General features: G+C 71.4%; 22 protein-coding genes and 1 pseudogene. 10 read left to right on the top strand and 13 right to left on the bottom strand.

Annotation, left to right across the window (positions count from 1 at the left end):
• Positions 1-8 precede the first annotated feature (8 nt).
• Positions 9-1,835 carry a glycoside hydrolase family 3 protein gene (locus ACIOD2_RS21715; protein WP_400540631.1) on the bottom strand — a complete coding sequence of 609 codons (1,827 nt, stop codon included), beginning with the start codon at positions 1,833-1,835 and terminating at the stop codon, positions 9-11.
• A 154-nt stretch (positions 1,836-1,989) separates the two neighbouring features.
• Here ACIOD2_RS21715 and ACIOD2_RS21710 point away from each other — a divergent pair, with 154 nt between their 5' ends.
• Entirely contained in the window at positions 1,990-2,481 is a 492-nt protein-coding gene (locus ACIOD2_RS21710; protein ID WP_400540628.1) for a DUF664 domain-containing protein, read from the top strand.
• A 14-nt stretch (positions 2,482-2,495) separates the two neighbouring features.
• Complete coding sequence (locus tag ACIOD2_RS21705; RefSeq protein ID WP_400540625.1) at positions 2,496-3,335, top strand: alpha/beta fold hydrolase; 840 nt, start codon at positions 2,496-2,498, stop codon at positions 3,333-3,335.
• A 1-nt stretch (position 3,336) separates the two neighbouring features.
• On the opposite strand, the gene ACIOD2_RS21700 is transcribed toward ACIOD2_RS21705, so the two are convergent.
• The 6 genes from ACIOD2_RS21700 to ACIOD2_RS21675 form a co-directional block, all read right to left on the bottom strand.
• Positions 3,337-3,828, bottom strand: a complete 492-nt coding sequence (locus tag ACIOD2_RS21700) for a YbaB/EbfC family nucleoid-associated protein (RefSeq protein ID WP_400540622.1) — start codon at positions 3,826-3,828, stop codon at positions 3,337-3,339.
• A gap of 5 nt (positions 3,829-3,833) precedes the next feature.
• Positions 3,834-4,208 (bottom strand): YbaB/EbfC family DNA-binding protein, encoded by a 375-nt coding sequence (locus ACIOD2_RS21695; protein ID WP_400540619.1) that lies wholly within the window; start codon positions 4,206-4,208, stop codon positions 3,834-3,836.
• A gap of 9 nt (positions 4,209-4,217) precedes the next feature.
• Positions 4,218-5,333, bottom strand: a complete 1,116-nt coding sequence (locus ACIOD2_RS21690) for an NlpC/P60 family protein (protein WP_400540616.1) — start codon at positions 5,331-5,333, stop codon at positions 4,218-4,220.
• Positions 5,330-5,659, bottom strand: coding sequence for a hypothetical protein (locus tag ACIOD2_RS21685; protein ID WP_400540613.1), 330 nt, complete (start codon positions 5,657-5,659; stop codon positions 5,330-5,332). Before ACIOD2_RS21685 ends, ACIOD2_RS21690 begins: the two co-directional genes overlap by 4 nt.
• A 111-nt stretch (positions 5,660-5,770) precedes the next feature.
• Positions 5,771-6,514 (bottom strand): DsbA family protein, encoded by a 744-nt coding sequence (locus ACIOD2_RS21680; RefSeq protein WP_400540610.1) that lies wholly within the window; start codon positions 6,512-6,514, stop codon positions 5,771-5,773.
• Between the two features lie 72 nt (positions 6,515-6,586).
• A complete protein-coding gene (locus ACIOD2_RS21675) occupies positions 6,587-7,093 on the bottom strand; it encodes a MauE/DoxX family redox-associated membrane protein (RefSeq protein WP_400543156.1) in 507 nt (168 codons plus the stop codon).
• 88 nt (positions 7,094-7,181) lie between these two features.
• On the opposite strand from ACIOD2_RS21675, the gene ACIOD2_RS21670 reads away from it, so the two are divergent.
• From ACIOD2_RS21670 to ACIOD2_RS21655, 4 genes are all read left to right on the top strand, one after another.
• Positions 7,182-8,012: a glutamate ABC transporter substrate-binding protein gene (locus tag ACIOD2_RS21670; protein WP_400540607.1), complete on the top strand. Its 831-nt coding sequence runs from the start codon at positions 7,182-7,184 to the stop codon at positions 8,010-8,012.
• Complete coding sequence (hrpB, locus tag ACIOD2_RS21665) at positions 8,009-10,387, top strand: ATP-dependent helicase HrpB (protein WP_400540604.1); 2,379 nt, start codon at positions 8,009-8,011, stop codon at positions 10,385-10,387. Before ACIOD2_RS21670 ends, hrpB begins: the two co-directional genes overlap by 4 nt.
• 68 nt (positions 10,388-10,455) lie before the next feature.
• The gene (locus ACIOD2_RS21660; protein ID WP_400540601.1) at positions 10,456-11,370 is read left to right on the top strand and encodes an ATP-binding cassette domain-containing protein; all 915 of its coding nucleotides are present in this window, start codon (positions 10,456-10,458) and stop codon (positions 11,368-11,370) included.
• Positions 11,367-12,122 (top strand): ABC transporter permease, encoded by a 756-nt coding sequence (locus tag ACIOD2_RS21655; protein ID WP_400540598.1) that lies wholly within the window; start codon positions 11,367-11,369, stop codon positions 12,120-12,122. The genes ACIOD2_RS21660 and ACIOD2_RS21655 overlap by 4 nt, the downstream gene beginning before the upstream one ends.
• Positions 12,123-12,170: 48 nt before the next feature.
• On the opposite strand, the gene ACIOD2_RS21650 is transcribed toward ACIOD2_RS21655, so the two are convergent.
• Positions 12,171-12,725: a TetR/AcrR family transcriptional regulator gene (locus ACIOD2_RS21650; protein ID WP_400540595.1), complete on the bottom strand. Its 555-nt coding sequence runs from the start codon at positions 12,723-12,725 to the stop codon at positions 12,171-12,173.
• 52 nt (positions 12,726-12,777) lie between these two features.
• On the opposite strand from ACIOD2_RS21650, the gene ACIOD2_RS21645 reads away from it, so the two are divergent.
• A complete protein-coding gene (locus ACIOD2_RS21645; RefSeq protein ID WP_400540592.1) occupies positions 12,778-13,908 on the top strand; it encodes an FAD-dependent monooxygenase in 1,131 nt (376 codons plus the stop codon).
• Here the strand turns inward: ACIOD2_RS21645 and ACIOD2_RS21640 are convergent.
• From ACIOD2_RS21640 to ACIOD2_RS21630, 3 genes are read right to left on the bottom strand one after another with little or no spacing between them, the layout of a single operon-like run.
• On the bottom strand, positions 13,853-14,527 hold the full coding sequence (locus tag ACIOD2_RS21640; protein WP_400540589.1) for a response regulator: 675 nt from the start codon (positions 14,525-14,527) through the stop codon (positions 13,853-13,855). The two genes, ACIOD2_RS21645 and ACIOD2_RS21640, sit on opposite strands and share 56 nt — an antisense overlap.
• Complete coding sequence (locus ACIOD2_RS21635; RefSeq protein WP_400540586.1) at positions 14,524-16,104, bottom strand: sensor histidine kinase; 1,581 nt, start codon at positions 16,102-16,104, stop codon at positions 14,524-14,526. Before ACIOD2_RS21635 ends, ACIOD2_RS21640 begins: the two co-directional genes overlap by 4 nt.
• Positions 16,105-16,150: 46 nt before the next feature.
• Entirely contained in the window at positions 16,151-16,858 is a 708-nt protein-coding gene (locus tag ACIOD2_RS21630; RefSeq protein WP_400540583.1) for a dienelactone hydrolase family protein, read from the bottom strand.
• Positions 16,859-16,899: 41 nt separating this feature from the next.
• Between ACIOD2_RS21630 and ACIOD2_RS21625 the strand changes: the two genes are divergently transcribed.
• Both ACIOD2_RS21625 and ACIOD2_RS21620 read left to right on the top strand, forming a co-directional pair.
• Positions 16,900-17,109 carry a hypothetical protein gene (locus ACIOD2_RS21625; protein WP_400540580.1) on the top strand — a complete coding sequence of 70 codons (210 nt, stop codon included), beginning with the start codon at positions 16,900-16,902 and terminating at the stop codon, positions 17,107-17,109.
• Entirely contained in the window at positions 17,106-17,864 is a 759-nt protein-coding gene (locus ACIOD2_RS21620; RefSeq protein ID WP_400540577.1) for a hypothetical protein, read from the top strand. The genes ACIOD2_RS21625 and ACIOD2_RS21620 overlap by 4 nt, the downstream gene beginning before the upstream one ends.
• Here ACIOD2_RS21620 and ACIOD2_RS21615 read toward each other — a convergent pair.
• Positions 17,846-18,067 carry a hypothetical protein gene (locus ACIOD2_RS21615; RefSeq protein ID WP_323332033.1) on the bottom strand — a complete coding sequence of 74 codons (222 nt, stop codon included), beginning with the start codon at positions 18,065-18,067 and terminating at the stop codon, positions 17,846-17,848. The two genes, ACIOD2_RS21620 and ACIOD2_RS21615, sit on opposite strands and share 19 nt — an antisense overlap.
• Before the next feature lie 8 nt (positions 18,068-18,075).
• Positions 18,076-19,156: pseudogene (locus tag ACIOD2_RS21610) on the bottom strand (anion permease).
• Between ACIOD2_RS21610 and ACIOD2_RS21605 the strand changes: the two are divergent.
• The gene (locus ACIOD2_RS21605; RefSeq protein ID WP_400543280.1) at positions 19,092-19,235 is read left to right on the top strand and encodes a hypothetical protein; all 144 of its coding nucleotides are present in this window, start codon (positions 19,092-19,094) and stop codon (positions 19,233-19,235) included. The pseudogene ACIOD2_RS21610 and the gene ACIOD2_RS21605 overlap by 65 nt on opposite strands.
• The last annotated feature ends 87 nt before the right edge of the window (positions 19,236-19,322 follow it).

Below are 19,322 nucleotides of genomic sequence, written 5' to 3'. Positions count from 1 at the left end.
GGGGCGGGTCACCGATGACGCGGGTAGTGGAGGCCGTAGCCGAAGGGGAACAGCGCGGGTTTGCCGTCACCGACGTTGATCGACTGCTGGTCGGCGCTGCGCATCCAGGTCACCGGCAGCTTCCCGGTCGGGTTGTAGTCACCGAAGAGGACGTCGGCGACACCCTGGCCCTCGCTGCCCGGCAGCCACGACTCGACGAGCCCGGCCCAGTCCCCCACCTGCGCCGCGATGTCGAGCGGCCGCCCGGACACCAGGACCACGACCGTCGGCACGCCGGAGTCCTTCAGCTTCTGCAGCGTCGCGAGGTCCGCCTCGTCCAGGCCCATCCCTTGTGGACGGTCGCCCTTCGTTTCGGCGTAAGGTGTTTCCCCCACGACGGCGACGGCGACGTCGTAGCTCTTGTCGATCCCGGTGCCGTCCTTGGCGTAGGTCACCTTCGGGGAACTGTGCTGGATGCCCTGCAGGATCGTGGTGCCGGGGATGACCGGGCCGCTGGTGCCCTGCCAGCCGACCGTCCAGCCGCCGGACTGGTTGCCCATGTCGTCCGCGTTCTTGCCCGCCACGAAGACCTTCTCGTGCTTCGAAAGCGGCAGCACGTGGTGGTCGTTCTTCAGCAGCACCTGGGATTCCCGGACGGCCTGGCGCGCCAGGTCTCGGTGGTCCTTGCTGCCGATGGTCTTCAGGTACCGCCGGTCGGTCAGCGGGTGCTCGAACAGGCCGAGCTCGAACTTCTTGGTGAGGATGCGGCGGTTCGCGTCGTCGATGCGCGACAGCGGCACGCGGCCCTGCTGCACCAGCGTGCGGAGCGTGTCGATGAACTTCTGCCAGTCGTAGGGCACCATCACCATGTCGATGCCGGCGTTGATCGAGGCCTCGACCTCTTCCGGGGTGAAGCCGGTCTTGCCGTCGATCTTGTCGACGCCGTTGTAGTCCGAGACGACGATCCCCTTGAAGCCCAGTTCCTTCTTGAGGACGTCGTTGATCAGGTACGAGCCGGCGTGCATCTTGACGCCGTTCCAGCTGCTGTAGGAGATCATCACCGAGCCGACCCCGCGGTCGACGGCGGCCTTGAACGGCGGCAGGTGGATCGCGCGCAGCTCCTGCTCGCTGATCTCGGTGTTGCCTTCGTTGACACCGCCGGTCGTGCCGCCGTCGCCGACGTAGTGCTTGGCGGTGGCCATGACCGAACCGGGCTGGTCCAGCGAGCGGCCCTGCAGGCCGGTGATGACCGTCGACATCTCGGTGGCCAGCTGCGGGACCTCGCCGAAGGACTCGTAGGTGCGGCCCCAGCGGTCGTTGCGGGCGACGCACAGGCAGGGCGCGAAGTCCCAGTCGATGCCGGTGCCGGAGACCTCTTCCGCGGTGGCGCGGCCGATCTTCTGCACCAGCTTCGGGTCGCGGGACGCACCGAGGCCGATGTTGTGCGGGAAGACGGTGGCGCCGTAGACGCCGTTGTGGCCGTGGACGGCGTCGACACCGTAGATCAGCGGGATGCCGAGCGGGGTGGCGAGAGCGGCCTTCTGGAAGCCGTCGTACATGTCGGCCCAGGTGACGGGCGTGTTCGGTGTCGGCTGTGAGCTGCCGCCGGAGAGCAGCGAGCCGAGGCGCCCGGTGGTGACGTCGGCCGGCGACTTCACGCCGAGGCGTTCGGCCTGCATCATCTGGCCGAGCTTGTCGTCGAGCGACATGCGGCCGAGCAGATCGGCCACCCGGACCTTGACGGGGCGCCAGGAGTCCTTGTAGGCCGGGCCGTTCCCGGCGAGGGCCGGGGTTTCCGACGTCACCAGGAGCCCGAGGGCCAGTGCGCCGATACCCAGTCTGCGTCCGAGACCCATCCGGGTCCTCCTCGTCGAGAGACCGAAATTCACGCCTTGAATTAAGACACAGGCTTTCGACGTTGGTCCAGACCTCTGCGGGAACTCGGTTGCCACTGAGCGGGATTGCGCTCTCCGGACATCTTCTGGCCTAATTCGGTCCTACGGTCCCGGCATGACACGCGAACACGACGACCTCCTCGGCCTCCTGGCGGAAGTCCGGAAGCGCTTGCTGATCCCGGTCCGGGGCATCTCGGACGCCGAGGCGGCCCAGCGCACGACGGTCAGCGAACTGACCCTGGGGGGCTTGATCCGTCACCTCGCTACCGGCGAACGGATGTGGCTGCAGGTCCTGCGCTCCGCCGACGGTTCACTGCCCGAGGGCATGCTGGACACGGCGCAGTACACGATGAGCGGAACGCTTTCCGGCTGGCTTTCGGCCTACACTTCCGCGGCCGCCGAGACCGACGAGTACGTCGCTTCGCTGCCCTCACTGGACGTTTCCGTGCAACTGCCGACGACGCCGTGGTCACCCCCGGAGCCCCGGTTCTGGTCGGCGCGCCGGATCGTGCTGCACCTGATCCACGAGACGGCCCAGCACGCCGGCCACGCGGACGTCATCCGCGAATCCCTGGACGGCGCGAACTCGACGGCCCAGCTGAACTGAGCCACACTGGCCCGATGCCGGCCGTCTACAAGAGCCCGCGCGGGCAGCGCGCGGTGCGGCAGTGGTGCACGAACGCGTTGGCACGCGCGGACTTTTCGATCACCAGCCGGACGCTGACCACCAGCGCCGGGCGGGTCGAGCTGACCTCCGCCGGGACCGGGCCGGCGCGGGTCGTCCTGGTGCCCGGGACGGGGTTCAACGCGGCCGTGGCCCTGCCGTGGCTGCGGGCGCTCTCGGCTCGCTGGCCGACGACCGTGGTCGACCTGCCGGGCCAGCCCGGCCTCAGCGATCCCCGGCGGCCGCGGCGTTCCCGGCTCGCCTGGTACGGCCGGGTGCTGGACGAGATCCTGACCGCGATGGACGCCGACGACGTCGTGCTGGCCGGCAACTCCCTGGGCGCCGCCGTCGCCCTGGCCGCGGGCTCGCCCCGCGTCGCAGCGCGGGCGCTGGTCTCCCCCGCCGGGATCATGCGGCTGAGCGTGGATCCGCGTCTGGCCCTGGCGTCGACGGTCTGGCTGCTGCGGCCGACTCCGGCGCATACGCGCGACATGCTCCGGTTGTTCGTCGGGCCCGGTGAAGAACCCCCGGCAACGGAAGTGGAGTGGATGACGCTCATGGCCGCCTGCTGCCACACGACGCTCGCCCCGCAGCCGCTGCCGCCCGCGCTCCTGGCTCAGCGCACCGGACGGCCGTGTGTCATCGGGGTCGGCGAGCACGACCGGTTCCTGCCGCCGCGCCGGCTGGTGCCGGCCGCGCGCCGGACCATGGGCCTCGACGTCCGCGTCTTCCCCGGCACGGGCCACCTGACCACACGCCTCGACGACGTCGTGGGCCTGGTCGCCGAGGTCGCCTGAGCTACCGGTCCGAGCGTAGCGAAGCCGGGTCGAACGTGTCCCAGTACTCGTCGTCGTCCTCGGCACTCGGAGGAGCCGGGGAGGGAGGCGCGGAACCGAGGCGTTCTTCCCGCAGCCGCTGGAACTCCTCGACCGTCATGCCCGGGTCGTCGTCCTCCGCGCGGGCCGGGGCCGGCATCCCCGTCATCTGCTCGATCATGAACGTCATGTCCTCGCCGAGCAGCAGCGCGACCTTGTTGTAGCCGTCCTGCGTCGCCTCGCGCATGGCCGCCTGGGCGATCTCCACCACGAGCGGGCCCAGGCGCTCACCCAGGTTGACCGCCGACGGCGCCAGCCACAGCCGCAGCAGCTTGCCGCGGGCGTCGACCGTGGCCTCCACCTGGCCGTCGAGGTCGTGGGCCGTGCCGGAAGCCGAAGCGAGCAGCTCTTCCACACGAGCCATCGCCTCTTCGCGGGCCCGGGCCTGGGAAATCAGCTCACGCGTCGTGGGCATCGCGCTCACCTTCCGTAGGAGACGGACTCGGCGTCCGGGTCGTCGTCCGGGATCGGCTCGTAGCCCAGCGTCTCCAGCTGCGCAGCGTCCACGACCGGCGCGAGCGCGTGGTACATCCGGTCGCCCGCGCGGCGGGTCGCGCGCTGGGCCAGCTCGAGGATCTGGTCGGCGATGACCGACGACCCGTGCCGCAGCGCGGACCGGTGGATCGTCAGGCCGGTCAGCAGCCCCCCGGGCGCGACCTGGACTTCGATGGAGTCGGTTGCCGCCTTGCCCACCACCGGACCCGAGCGCTCGAAGCGCGCGGACGCCTCCGCGCCCGCCCGGTCCGCCTGCTCGGCGACCCGGGCGGCGGCCAGGTCCATGTCGAATTCAGCCACGATGCGAAGTTACCCCGTCGGCCGGTAGAACCCGATGAACGTCTGTCCCGCGTTCGTGGTGCGGATCTTGCTGATCTGGACCGGGTCGCCGGCCTCGACCATCTGGCCGTCGCCGATCACCATGGCGACGTGCCCGGACCAGACGACCAGGTCGCCCGGCAGCAGCTGGTCGATCGAGGGCACCTCGGCCCCGACCGTCTGCATCTTCGCCGTCCGAGGCAGCTGCAGGCCGGCGTCCTGGTACGACGTCATGGTCAGCCCGCTGCAGTCGAGGCCCTGGCCGCGCGCGGTGCCGCCCCAGACGTACGGCACGCCGAGCTGCGACAGCGCCGCGCGCACGGCCTTCGCCGCGGTCTCGTTCGGGGCCATGACCTGCTTGCCGCCGGGCAGGTTGATGCCGACGCCGGTGCCGGGCTGCGGCGGGACCGCGACCGGCAGCCGCGGCTTGTGCACGGCGCCGCCACCACCACCGCCGCCTCCCCCACCGCCACCGCCGCCCCCGCCGGAGTAGCCGCTGTTGCTGTTGAAGGACGAAGCCACTTTCGTCGGCGAAGCGCTGCTCGCGGACGTCGTCTGCTCGCCGCCGCCGAGCTTGGTGCCGATGTCGGTGAGCTGGTTGATCGTCTGCTCGCTGAACGTCGCGGCCTGGCCGGTCAGCTGGCTGATCCTGGTCTGCAGCTTCATCAGGATGTCGCGGGACGCGGCCCCGCGGCTCTCCGGCGGCTGGATGTTCTTGACCGCCGCCAGCGCCTTCATCGACGCCGAGATCTCCTTGATGATCTGGTCGCGGACCTGGTCGTTCTTGATCTGGCCCAGGTTGAGCGTCTCGGCGGCCTCGGCGACGGCCTTCTCGATCTCGGCGCTCTCGTCGAGCAGGTCCTGGACCTCCTGCTCCAGGCTCTTCGACGTCGCTGTCGCGCGGTCGGTCGTCGAGCCGGAGGTGGCCGAGGTCAGGTTGACGCGCTGCGCCGAAGCGGTGTCGTGGGTCTTGCCCATCGACGTCTGCAGCGCGACGTGGCCGTCGCGCGCGCCGCTGATCGCGGCCGGGTCGTGGCGCAGCTTGTCGGCGAACTGGTTCGTGGTGTCCAGGCCGTGCCGGACGAGCAGGTCGGCGTGTTCGGTCACGTGAGGTCCGTCCCGAGCCGCCGGACGACGTCGCCGTGCTCGGCCTCGACGCCGGCGTAGTTGCGGTCGGTCTGCCGGGCGGCGTCACCCATCTGGCTCCAGCCGCCGCCGACGCGGTGCAGCTTCTCCTGCAGCGCCCGCATCCGGCCGGTGTAGGCGCCGGTCAGGCCGGACTCCGCGCCCATGTCGGAAAAGCCGACGCCGACGTGCGGGCCGACGTGCTTGTCCGCGGCGCCCTTGACGTCTTCACCGAGCGGGTCGACCTCACGCGCGTACCGCGAGTACGCGCCGTCGTCGACGTGAAACCCCGAATGCGAACCGTCCACTGGCCCTCCCTGTCACCAGGGATGCGACGTGCTCGCGCCATCCCCGGTTCCCCACCCTGCGGAGTTGAGCCTAGACCACGTTCCGTACCCGGGTGGGCGAATTGCCCGGACTCAGCCGAGCACCCCGGTGAGCCAGCCCTGGTCCTGCCAGTTGACGATCGCGCCGTTCGAAACGACCGTCGGCGTGCCGAAACCGCTCTGGCCGCCGCCGAAGTCCTGCGCCAGCTTCGGGTCGGTCGAGATCTGCTGGAACGCGGCGTTGATCTGGTCGTTGTAGGTACCGGCGTTGACCGTCTGGGCGAACTTCGGGTCGGTGATGCCGACGTTCTTGCCCAGCTCGATCAGCTGCGTCTTGTCGTAACCGCGCTTGCCCTCTTCGGGCTGGTTCGCGTACAGCGCGTCGTGGAACTGGAGGAACTTGCCGGCGTCGGCCGCGGCGAGCGCCGCGTTCGCCGAGTCGAGCGAGTACCCGGGTGGGCTCGAACGGTCGTTGAGCAGCGGCACCATGTGGTAGCGCACCGCCAGCTTGCCGTCGTTGACCGCCTGCTCGATCTGCGTCTTGTACGTCTTCTCGAACGTGCCGCAGATCGGGCACAGGAAGTCGGCGTAGACGTCGATCGTGGACTTCGCGCCGGTCTTGCCGACGGTGACGACGACACCGTCGCGCTTCTGCGTGACGTCGGCGGCCAGCGAACTGGTGGTCTGGCCCGGGTTGATGACCTGGCCCTCGGTCTTGTTCTTGTCGGAGATCGTCCAGATCACGCCGCCGATCACGAGCGCGGCCACGACGACCACGGCGGCGATCCCGATGATCCACTTCCGCTTGTCCCCGGACGCGCCCCTGGCCTGGGCCACCGCCCGCGCTCCCCCGGCCTGCGCGGCCTGACGACGCTTCCGAGCCGTCCGCTCAGCTCCACCCACTGTGTATCAGTTCCCTTCCGCGATACCCGAGTAGTCGGGCTCGGGCTCGACAGAGTTCCCGCGACCTCGCGCCAGCCAGCCGTCCACCGACAGCCAGGTGCGCGGCCGCGCCAGCAGCCAGACGGCCAGCAGCGCGAAACCGGAGTCTCGGAGGATTTCCTGCGGGTACGCGGTCTGCCCCGCCGCCACCTGGCCACCGCCGCCGAAGCACCCGCAGTCGATGCTCAGCCCGCGCGCCCACGACTGGGCGATCCCGGCGATGAGCACGAGCAGCAGCACCAGCGCGGCACCGGCGACCCAGCGGGTCAGCAGGCCCGCGAGCAGGAACAGCCCGAGCACCAGTTCGACGAGCGGCAGCGCGACGGCCACCACGTTCACGAGGCCGCCGGGCAGCACGTCGTACGCCTGGACGGCGATCAACGTCTGCCCCGGATCCGCCAGCTTCACGGCACCCGAAACGAGCCAGACGGCAGCCAGCCCGAGCCGGGCGAGCGTGCCGACGGCGTCCAGCACGGGTTGGGACAGTCGCACCACGCACTTAGGCTAACGGGAGGACCTGAGAACTTCGTGAGGGCTCGACGGCGGTGGAGGGAGCGGCCGGATGCGCTGGCGCACGCTCGTCGCTGCCGCGTTGCTGCTGGTCACGGCCACCGCGTGCGGGCCGGGCAAGGTCTCGCCGACCGACTCGGTGGTGGCCAGGGCCAGTGCGGCGGATCACCTGACCATCGGCATCCGGTTCGACGCCCCCGGCCTTTCCGAGCACACCGTGGACGGGAGATTCGTCGGTTTCGACGTCGACGTCGCGACTTTTGTCGCCGGTGAGCTCGGCGTCGCCCCGAAGGACATCACGTGGCGCGAGACAACGCCGTCGACCCGCGAGACGGACCTCACCTCGGGCGCGGTCGACCTGGTCGTCGCGACCTATTCGATCACCGACAAGCGCAAGGAGGTGGTGTCGTTCGCCGGGCCGTACTTCACCACCGGCCAGGACCTGCTGGTCCGGCGCACGTCGGCCGACATCACCGGGCCGGAGGCGCTCAACACGCGCAAGCTGTGCTCGGTCACCGGCTCGACCCCCGCCCAGCAGGTCAAGGACAAGTTCGCCCAAGCCGTCGAGCTGGTCGAGTACCCGCGGTACCCGGACTGCGTGACGGCGCTGCTCGCCGGGCAGATCGACGCCGTGACGACCGACGGCGTCATCCTGGCCGGGTACGTCGCGCGCGACCCGGAGCTGCTGAAGGTCGTCGGGAAGCCGTTCTCGAAGGAGAACTACGGCGTCGGCCTGCGCCGGGGCGACACCCAGGGGGTGACCGCGGTCGACGACGCGATCCGCAAGATGATCTCCACGGGTGAGTGGCTGCGCTCGCTCAACACGAACATCGGCCCGTCCGGTTACCAGCTGCCCCCGCCACCCGAGGTCACCGAGAAGTGAAACTGCCCGACCTGCCGGTCCGGTCCGTGCTCCCCGACGTGCTTTCGGCGTTGGACGCGCACGGCACCGCCGTGCTCGTCGCGCCGCCCGGCACCGGCAAGACGACGCTGGTGCCGCTGGCGCTGATGTCCGGCAGCGGCCGGGTGGTCGTCGCCGAACCACGGCGCCTGGCCGCGCGCGCCGCGGCGGGCCGGATGGCGGCGATCCTGGGTGAGCCGGTGGGCGAGACCGTCGGGTACTCCGTGCGCGGCGACCGGAAGGTGTCGTCACGCACGCGCGTCGAGGTCGTGACGTCGGGCCTGCTGGTCCGGCGGGTGCAGGGCGACCCGGAGCTGCCCGGGGTGTCGACGATCCTGCTGGACGAGTGCCACGAGCGGCACCTGGACGCAGACCTGCTGCTGGCGCTGCTCCTGGACGTCCGCGCCGGACTGCGTGAGGACCTCCGGCTGCTGGCGACGTCGGCGACGGTGGCCTCGGGTCGGTTGGCTTCCTTGCTGGGCGATGCACCGGTGATCGAGGCGTCCGCGCGGACGTACCCGGTTTTGACGGCGTACCTGCCACCCGCACGGGGTGAGCGCGCCGAGGCCGCGGTGGCCCGCGCGGTGCGGACGGCACTGTCCGAAGGGGACGGTGACGTCCTGGCGTTTCTCCCCGGAGCGGGCGAGATCGCCCGCACCTCGGGTCTTTTGCGGTTGTCCGATGTGGACGTTCTTCCCCTGCACGGCCGTCTCACGGCGGCACAGCAGGACGACGCGCTGCGGCCGCGTTCGCGACGGCGCGTCGTGCTCGCGACGGCCGTAGCGGAGTCGAGCCTGACCGTGCCGGGCGTGCGCGCGGTCGTCGACTCGGGACTGGCGCGAGTGCCTCGTGTCGACCACCGGCGCGGCCTGCCGGGCCTGGCGACGGTCCGCGTGTCGGCGGCGGTGGCCGCGCAACGAGCGGGCCGCGCGGGCCGCGAGGCGCCAGGCCGGGTGTACCGCTGCTGGGCGGAGCACGAGCAGGGCACGCTGCCGGCGTACCCCGAGCCGGAGATCAGGACGGCGGAGCTGGCCCGGCTGGCCCTGGAGCTGGCCTGCTGGTCGACCCCGGACGGCAGTGGCCTGGCCTGGTGGGACCCGCCTGGCGAGGGAGCGTTGGCCGCGGGCCGGGCATTGCTGGCGACGCTGGGCGCGACGGCCGCGGACGGAACGGTGACCGCACGCGGCCGCCGGATGGCCGACCTCGGACTGCACCCACGGCTGGCGCGCGCGTTGCTGGACGGCGCGGAGGCGGTCGGCGCGCGCAACGCGGCCGAGGTGGTGGCACTCCTGGACACGGGCGGCAAGCTGACGGACGTGGACGCGGAGCTGCGCCGCCTACGCGGGGCGAACGATGACGCGGCGCGAAGGTGGAAGCGGGAAGTCCAACGCCTCGCAAAGCTCGTGACCGGCTCGGGGCGACCTGACCCCGCCCTCATCGTCGCCCTCGCTCATCCCGAGCGGCTCGCGCGTCGGCGTCCCGGCGGGGAGCCCGTCTACCTCATGGCCGGGGGCACCGCCGCCGAGCTGCCGCCGGGCAGCGGGCTGGACTCCGAGTGGCTGGCCGTCGCCGAGGCGACCCGGGATCCCGGGCGGGTGCACGGCACCATCCGGCTCGCCGCGGCCGCCGACGAGCAGCTCGCCACCCGCGCCGCCCCCACCGCCGAAACCGACGAGATCACCTGGGCCGACGGCGATGTCGTCGCCCGGCACGTCAAGAAGCTCGGCGCCATCACGCTTTCCTCGCGCCCGCTCAAGAATCCGAACGTCCACGACGCCCTGGTGGCTGGCCTGAAAGCCGAAGGCCTCGGCCTCCTCAAGTGGACCGCCGACGGGACCCGGCTGCGCGAGCGGATGGCGTTCCTCCACCGCACCCTCGGCGCGCCCTGGCCCGCGGTGGACGACAAGAGCCTGCTGTCCGATGTGGACACCTGGCTCGACCTCTCCGGGATCCGCCGCCGCGCCGACCTCGCGAACCTCAACGCCGGCACCGCACTGAAGGCGCTCCTGCCCTGGCCCGCGGCGTCCAAAATGGACGAACTCGCTCCGGACCGGCTCGAAGTGCCCTCCGGGTCGCACATCCGGGTCGACTACAGCGGCGACCAGCCCGTGCTGGCCGTGAAGCTGCAGGAGACGTTCGGCTGGACGGAAACGCCGTCACTGTCCGGCGTCCCGGTCGTGCTGCACCTGCTCTCCCCCGCCGGCCGCCCGGCCGCGATCACCGCGGACCTGGCGTCGTTCTGGACCGGCGGCTACCCGGCCGTGCGCGCCGACCTGCGCGGCCGCTACCCGAAACACCCGTGGCCCGAGGACCCGGCCACCGCCGTCCCGACCCGCCACACGCGCCGCCGGGCCTGACGAAAGTCGGGGTCGGCCCGCGACGCTCGGCCGATGTCCCGGCGTCCCGGGAAACCCAGACTGGGTCCATGATCACGCTCAGAGGACTCACGAAACGGTACGGGGAGAAGACCGTCGTCGACGCGCTCACCTGCGACGTCGCGTCGGGGCAGGTCACCGGGTTCCTCGGCCCCAACGGCGCCGGGAAGTCGACGACCATGCGGATGACCGTCGGGCTCGACCACCCGCAGGCAGGCGAAGTGCTGGTCGGCGGGCGGCGCTACGCCGAGCTGGAGCACCCGCTGCGCGAGGTCGGTGCGCTGCTCGACGCCAAGGCACTGCACCCCGGCCGCAGCGCCGGGAAACACCTCCTCGCGATGGCGCGCAGCAACGGAATCGCGGCTTCGCGGGTCGAAGAGGTTCTCGCGACGGTCGGCCTTTCGGACGTCGCGGGCAAGCGGGCCGGGCAGTTCTCGCTCGGCATGGGGCAGCGGCTGGGCATCGCAGGCGCGCTGCTCGGCGACCCCGGTGTGCTGCTGTTCGACGAGCCGGTCAACGGCCTCGACCCGGACGGCGTCCGCTGGGTGCGGCAGCTGATGCGCTCGCTGGCCGCCGAGGGGCGGACGGTGTTCGTCTCCAGCCACCTGATGAGCGAAATGCAGCTGACCGCCGACCACCTCGTCGTGATCGGCAAGGGAAAGCTCCTCGCGGACGCGCCGGTAGCCGAGTTCATCGCGGGCAACTCCCGCAGCACGGTTTCGGTGCGCGTCCCGGACGACGCCGAACGCGACACGCTGGACCGGCGGCTGCGGGCCGAAGGCGGGCGCACGCACCCCGGCGAACCGGGCGAGCTGGTGGTCGACGGCGTCGACGTCACCCGCGTCGGCGATCTCGCGCACGAACTCGGGATCCGCGTGCACGGGCTCGCCGAGCGGACGGCCTCGCTCGAGCAGGCATACATGGAACTGACCGCTTCTTCGGTGGAGTACGGGGTGTCGGCATGACGGCCGCAGTGTCTTCCGAGTGGACGAAGTTCTGGTCGGTCCGCGCGACGTGGTGGACCGTGATCGCCGGGGCCGCGCTGATGGCGTTCTACAGCGTGGTGTCGGCGATCTCCCAGCGCTTCGACAGCGACGACCCCCTGGGCGCGAACACCATCGCCCTCGGCGGCGGCTTCTACCTGACGCAGTTCGCGGTGATCGCGCTGGCGACGCTGTTCGTGACGAGCGAGTACGCCGGCGGCGGCATCCGTTCGACGCTGCTGTGGACCCCGGTGCGCTCGCGAGTGGTGCTGGCGAAGGCGGCGGTGCTGCTGCCGGTGCTGTTCGTGTACGGCGTGGCGCTGTCGTGCGCGGGAATGGCCGTGGCGGGCTTGCTGAAGGACGGCCACGGCCTGCCGACGTCTTTCGCGGGCGCCTTCACGACGGCGACCGGCATGGGCGGCTACTTCGCCTTGCTGGGGCTGCTCTGCACGGGAGTGGGCTGGGCGCTGCGAAGTGCGGCGGGAACGCTGGTGACGGTGATCGTGCTGCTGGTACCGCTGCCGCTGATCGTGGCGTCGATCGGATTGCCGGGACTGGTGCCGTACTTCCCGGGCATCGCCGGGGTGAACGCGATGGTCGAGGCAGGCCACCCGAACCCGATCACCATGGAAGCCGCCCCTTACGCGCCCTGGGTGGGACTCCTGATCTGCGCGGCGTGGACCGGAGTCGCCTTGCTGGCAGGCAATGCGGTGCTGCGCCGCCGAGACGCCTGAAGTCCGTGAAGGCCACATTGAGGGACTCTGAGTCCCTCGATGTGGCCTTCACGGACTTGCGGAGATGCCCAGGCCGGCCAGCACTTCCCGGGCACCGCGGGTCAAGGCAGCAAGAGAGGGCGGGGCGAGAGATCCCGTCCCCGCGATGGCGTCGAAGATCGCGCCGTCCAGCCAGGCCACCAGCACCGATGCATGCCGTTCCGGGTCAGGAGAACCTGCCGCTGCCAGGACCGAGGCGCAGCGGCGGCGGATCAGCAAGCCGCCCTTGTCGTACGCCTCCCGCAGCTCCGGACGGCGGGTCGCCTCCAACGCGAACTCGTACCGCGCCAGCATCCGCGTCCGGCCGGACGTGATCGCCGCGTGGACGAAGCCCGCCAGGAACTCCGGCAGCCGGCCCGGTGGCGGCTCCAGGTCGACGTTGTCCAGCGCGACCATCCGCGTGATCGTCAGCTCCAGCAGCGCCGCCCGGGTTCGCGCGTAGTACGACGTCGAGCCCGATGACAACCCCGCCGCCCGGTCCACCGCGCGGTGGGTCAGGCCGCGCATGCCCTCCGCGGCGATCACCTCGATCGCCGCGTCGCCGATGGCCTCGAGACGCTCCACAACCAGCGACTCTACAGGTGTAGAGTCCTCTACAGATGTAGAGGAGGAGTCAATGGACGCGGTGGTGGTCGGCGGCGGGATCGGCGGGCTCGCGGCGGCGGTCGGGTTGCGCCGGGCCGGCTGGGACGTGACCGTCCTGGAGAAAGCACCCGAGATCACCGGCGCCGGCGCCGGGATCTCCCTCTGGCCGAACGCCCAGCGCTGCCTGGACGTCCTCGGCGTCCAGGCTCCCCTCAAGAAGCAGCTCGACGGCGGCCTCAGGGACAAGAAAGGCCGCCGGATCACCGGCTGGGACGCGGCCGCCTTCGAACGTCACCACGGCCTGCCCCTCACCGCGATCCACCGCCGGGACCTCGTCGACACGCTCGCGCGAGCACTGCCCGAAGAGACGAGGAAGACCGGCGCCGAAGTCACCGAAGTCCGCGAAGACGGCTTCGTGCGCTACACCGGCGGAGAACTCCAAGCCGATCTCATCGTGGCCGCCGATGGGATCAACAGCCGGTTCCGCAACAGCAGCCAAAAAACGGTCTACAGCGGCAGCACCGCCTTCCGCGGCGTCGCCCATCGACCCGGGACGCCGCTGAGCACCAGCTGGGATCGCGGCGCCGAGATCGGCGTGCTGCCGCTGGCCGGTGACGACGTCTACTGGTGGATCTCCTACGTCGTCCGCGCCGGCGAGCGGCCGGCCGACGTCAAGGCCTACCTCAAGCAGCACTTCGGCGACTGGCACGACCCGATCCCGGCGCTCCTCGACGCGACACCCGCCGAGCACATCCTCCATCACGACCTTTATTACCTCGGCACGCCGCTGACCAGCTACGTCCGGGGAAAGATCGCGCTGCTCGGCGATGCGGCCCACGCGATGCCGCCGTTCCTCGGCCAGGGCGGTTGCCAGGCCCTCGAAGACGCCGTTGTGCTCGCTCACGCCATGTCCACAGAGGACACCGTCCAAAAAGCACTCCACAAGTACGACCAAGAGAGACGCCAGCGCAGTCAGAAGGTCGCAAGGGACTCCGTCCAAGCCGGAAAGGTCGGCCCGCAGCTGACCAACCCCGTCGCCACGACGATACGAAACGCACTCCTGAGAATGACCCCGGCCAAGGCGACGGCCAGGATCGGCGCCGGGGTCAGTGGCTGGCGGCCGCCGGATCTCCCCCGACCAGTCCCGCCTCGTACGCCGTGATCGCCGCCTGCACCCGGTTCTTCGCGCCGAGCCGGGTCAGGATCGTGCTCACGTGTGCCTTCACCGTGCCTTCGACGACGAACATCTTCGCCGCGATGTCCGCATTGGACAGTCCGGAACCCAGCAACGTCAGCACTTCCCGCTCACGGTTGGTCAGCAAGGCGATTCTCGAGCGGGCTGCCGACGCACGCGCGAGCTGACCGCCGGAGAGCCGCGCGATGACCCGCTGCGCCACCTTCGGCGAGAGGAACGCGGCCCCGTCGGCGACGGCGTGGATGCCCGCCAGCAGCTCGCGCGGGTCGCCCGACTTGAGCAGGAACCCGCCCGCGCCGAGGCCGAGCGCGCGTTCGATGTAGTCGTCCTCGCCGAACGTCGTCAGCATGATGACGCCGGTCGCGGGCAGTAGCCGCCGGATCTCGGCCGCCGCGCCCAGCCCGTCCAGGACGGGCATCCGGATGTCGAGCAGCACGACGTCCGGGTGCGTGGCGAGCGCCTGGTCGACCGCCGCCCGGCCGTCGGCGGCCTCGGCGACGACCTCGATGCCGCCGTCCGCGCCCAGGATCGCCGCCACCCCCGCCCGCATCAGCGCCTCGTCGTCGGCCAGCAGCACCCTGATCACGCAACCCCCTCGGCGAACCTGTCCTTCGAAACCAGCTTCCCACCGGCGAAACACAGCCGGAACGCCGCGTAGTCGTTGTCGAACAACGATCTTCCGGTGCCGTAGTACTCGCACGCGGCCCCGGGCACCGGCGGGAGCGGCGGCTCACCACGCACCGGGCGCGCGACACGCTGGTTGCCCGGCAGCCGCGGCGCGACCTCCGTGCGCGCCTGCCCCACCCGCAGCCCGTCGTACACCTGCGGCGGCAGCTCCGACGACGTCCACTGGTAGAGGAACACGATCCCGGCGACGCCGACGACCACCGCGAACAGGCCCAGCGGGACGGCGACCGCCTGCACCAGGCTGCGCCGGACGTCGCGGCGCGCCAGCTCCAGCGCACGGGCCGACGTCGACTGCCCGACGGCGTCGTCGGCGGCCTCCCGCAGCTCGGCGGACTCCTCGACCGGCGCGGCGTCGTGCGGCAGTGTCGCGGTGACGGCGAACCCGCCCTCGTGCGGCCCGGTCCGCAGCGTGCCGCCGACCAGCCGGACGCGCTCGCGCAGCCCGATCAGCCCGCGGTGCCCGGAGGCGGCCCCCGGCAGCGGCCCGGCGGGCGGCGGCGCGTTGACGACGCTCACCTCGGTCTGCGCGCCGGAGCTGGTCACCCGGACCGTCACGGCGGCACCCGGCGCGTGCTTGGCCACGTTCGTCAGCGCTTCCTGGACCACCCGGTGGGCCGCGAGAGCGACCATCGGCGGCGCCTGTGCACTGTCCACTGTGGAATCGATGAGCAGGCCGGACGCCCGGGCCCGCGCGATCAGCTCGCCGAGATCGCCCTGCACCGGCTCGACCGGCGCGGCGTCCTCACGCAGCACGCCGATGATCTCGCGCAGCCGCTCGGTGGCGGCCGCGGCGCTGGTCCGCAGCTGGGCCGCCGCGCCGCGCTGGCCGTCGTCGAGCCCGCCGGCGACCTCCAGGGCCGCCGCGCGGACGGCGATGAGGCTCAGCTCGTGGCCCAGCGAATCGTGCATGTCGCTGGCGATCCGCGCGCGCTCGCGCAGCCGGGCCTGGTCGGCGATCAGGCGCTGGCGGCTCTCCATCTCCTCGGCGCGGCGCCAGCCGGTGCGGGCGAGCTCACCGCGCAGCCGGATGTAGCGCCCCAGCAGCCACGGCGAAAGCCCGGCGAACACCAGGACCGCGACGACCTCGGCCCAGTCGCCGAGCGCGTCGTCGCCGAAGAGCACCGAAATCGGCAGGGCGAGCACCGCGACGGCGCCGCCGACCAGCAGGCCGGGCCGGGCCCGCGGCATCCGCAGGCCGGCCTGGTAGCTCATCGCGACCAGCACGAAGATCATCCAGACCGGCACGCGGTTGCCGTACGGGAACGGCACGGCCAGCGTGCCCGCCAGCGCGATGCCGAGCGAGACGACCGGGTAGCGCCGGGCCGTGGCCACCGAGGCAAGGACGACCGCGAAGCCGCCGGCCATCTCCCCGTACGCCCGGGCCTGCGCGGTGTCCGAGACGACGATGAACGCCAGGAACAGGCCGAGGGCGACGTCGAGCGCCACCCGCCACCTGCGCTTCGTCACCTCCTGCACAGGATCGAAGCTACAAGGCGTGACCGGCGGCGACCACTGCCGAAAGTCAACCTTTCAGCGTGTCCAGGAACGCCAGGGTCTGCGGCCAGGACAGCGCGAACGCGTCGGCGTTGACCGCCGTTTCGTGCCGCGACGAGTCGGTGAAACCGTGCTCGGCGCCCGGGAAGTGCTGGCTGAACGTCGCCCCGCGCGGCCGGGACTGCAGCGCGGCCTGGAGCCGGCCGAACGTCTCGTGCGAGACGACGACGTCGGCCTCCGGGTAGGACACCAGCACCGGCGCGGTGATCTCTGTCGACAAAGCGACAGCGTCGAGGGTGTGGCTGGGCGGCGCCGGGACGCGGATCGTCGGGTGGTAGGCGACAACGCCGGAAACCCGCTGGTCACGGGCGGCGAACAGGAGCGCGAAGCGGCCGCCGAGGCACCAGCCCATGACGCCGGCCGACGTGCAGCCGAGCTCCCCGAGCAGGTGGTCGAGCAACGCCGTCTGCTCGGCGAGCGCGACGTCGTCACGCAGTTCGCCGAGCTTCTCACCGAGGATGTCGCGGGAGGTGTTGTCGGTGCTCGCGCCGTGGAAGACGTCCCAGGTCAACGTCGTGATGCCGCGGCCGGCGAGCTCGTCGGCCCAGGCCCGGACCTGCTCGCCGATGCCGGTGATCATCGGCAGCAGCAGCATCCCGAACTCGGAGCCGCCTGCCGGGCGGGCCAGGTACGCGGAGAGGTCGCCGACACGGGTGGTGGACGTCTCGATGCTCATATCCGCACGGTAGCGCCCCGGGTGATGCATCATGATCCACCATGGCCGAGCGCACCCTCGCCGATCAGTTGGGCGGCTACCTCCCCGCGGGCATCGAGGCCCTCGAAGAGCACGAGCGGCAGGACCTCGCCGACGCGCTGCACGACGCGCGCCGTCGCCAGGCGAAGGCGTTGGCCGAGGCCGGTGAAGAGGGCCTCCGGTACGTGCCAGCGCTGCTGCGCGGCGCCGTGCGGAAGGCGGTCGGGCTGTGACCGGCACATCGAACGCGAACTACGAGGCCGAAGCCGAGATCCTCAAGCTGGCCCGCGTCCTCGGCGTCGAGTCCGACGGGCTCGAGTACCTCGCCCGCGTCGACGCCGACGACCTGAAGGCGTTCCGCGAGCAGGTCACCGACACGCTGTTCGACGCGAACATCGCCGTGCTGCAGCGGATGGCGCTCGCCGCGCGGATCGTGCCGAGCCCGGTGCTGGCGAAGATCGCCGAGAAGGTGTTCGGCCCGCTGCTGTGCGCCCGGATCGCCGGGGTGGTCGACGCCTCCCGCGGCGTCGACGTCGCCAAGCGGCTGAGCCCGCGATTCCTGTCCGAGGTCGCCGCCGACCTCGACCCGCGCCGCGCGAGCGCGATCATCTCGCGCATCCCCCTGGAGACGGTGCTGGCCGTCGCGGGCGAGCTGGCCGGACGCGAGGACTGGATCACCCTCGGCCGGTTCGTCGGGCACCTCCCGGACCCGACGGTCCGGCGCTGCCTCGAGGAGATCGACGACCCCGGCCTGCTGCGGATCGCGTTCGTGCTCGACGACAAGAGCCGCGTCGACCACGTCGTCGGCCTGCTCCCGGCCCACCGCCTCGGCCGGGTGATCACCGCGGCCGGCGCCGACGAGGACCTCTGGGTCCCGGCGCTCGACCTGCTGAACCACCTGAGCGCCGAGCGCCGGGGCACGCTGGCCCCGATGCTCGGCGCACTCCCGGACGGCCTCCGGGAACGGGCTCAGGCGACGATCAAGTAGATCCCGTAACCGACGATCGCCAGGCAGACGACGAAGCAGAGGATCGCGCCGGCCAGCGGGCCGGTGCCCGAGCCGCCCGCCTCACGGGCCGACTCGCGCTGGGAGAGCCCCACTACTCCGAAGGAGAAGAGGCTCGTCAGCACGACCACCGAGGCGAGCGCGACGACGAAGACGAGACCGAGGGAACCCCAATCGATGTTCACGGCGCTCCTCAGACGTTGGCCGGCTGCGTGGCCGGCTCGGGCTCGTTGATGCTGTTGGCGCTGATCGGGTTCCGCCGCGACGCGAGGTAGATGCCCACCGCGACGACGACCCCGGCGAGGCCGATGAGGACCGTGCCCCAGGTGCCGAGCGTCGACACCTCGGCGGCGACCGCGCCGACGATCGCGGCGGCCGGCAGCGTCAGCGCCCAGGCGACCACCATCTTGCCCGCGACGCCCCAGCGCACCTCGGCGAGCCGGCGGCCGAGGCCGGAGCCGATGATGCCGCCCGAGCAGACGTGCGTGGTGGAGAGCGCGAAGCCGAGGTGCGCCGAGGTGAGGATGACGGCCGCGGCGGACGTCTCGGCCGCGAAGCCCTGCGGCGTCTGGATTTCGGTGAGCTTCTTGCCCATCGTCTGGATGATCCGCCAGCCGCCGAGGTAGGTGCCGAGCGCGATCGCGGTGCCCGCGGTCAGGATGACCCAGATCGGCGGGTTCGAGCCCGGCGCGAGCGAGCCGGACGCGATCAGCGTCAGCGTGATGACACCCATCGTCTTCTGCGCGTCGTTCGTGCCGTGCGCGAGCGACACCAGCGAGGCCGAGGCGATCTGGCCGGCCTTGAAGGTGCGGCCCACGGTGTCCCGCTTCGCCCGGTTGGTGATCCGGTAGACGAGGAAGGTGCCCAGCGTCGCGACGAGCCCGGCGACGATCGGCGAGGCGAGGGCCGGGATGAGGACCTTCTCGACGACCTTGCCGAAGTGGACGGCGTCCGAGCCGGAGGCGATCCAGGTGGCGCCGATCAGCCCGCCGAACAGCGCGTGCGAGGAGCTCGACGGCAGCCCGATCAGCCAGGTCACCAGGTTCCACACGATGGCCCCGACGAGTCCGGCGAAGATGATGACCGGGGTCACCTTGGTGTCGTCGACGATCCCCCCGGAGATCGTCTTCGCGACCTCCACCGAGAGGAACGCCGACGAGGTTCAGCACCGCGGACACCCCCACCGCGACCCGCGGCTTGAGTGCGCCGGTGGCGATGGACGTGGCCATCGCGTTGGCCGTGTCGTGGAAGCCGTTGGTGAAGTCGAAGGCCAACGCCGCGACGATCACCACCAGCACGATCAGCGAGAAGTCCATGCGGGGCTCATTTCCGTCGCCGGAGGCTGTTCGTTGAGCAACGCTACGGATCGGCCGTCCGGAACCCGATCCCTGCGGTGTGACGGCTCCCTGAACTCTCCATGAACCGGCCTGCGCTTCTCGG

The sequence above is a fragment of the Amycolatopsis sp. NPDC088138 genome (assembly GCF_044741685.1).
GTDB lineage: Bacteria > Actinomycetota > Actinomycetes > Mycobacteriales > Pseudonocardiaceae > Amycolatopsis.
This window is presented reverse-complemented; position numbering and strand designations above follow the sequence as displayed.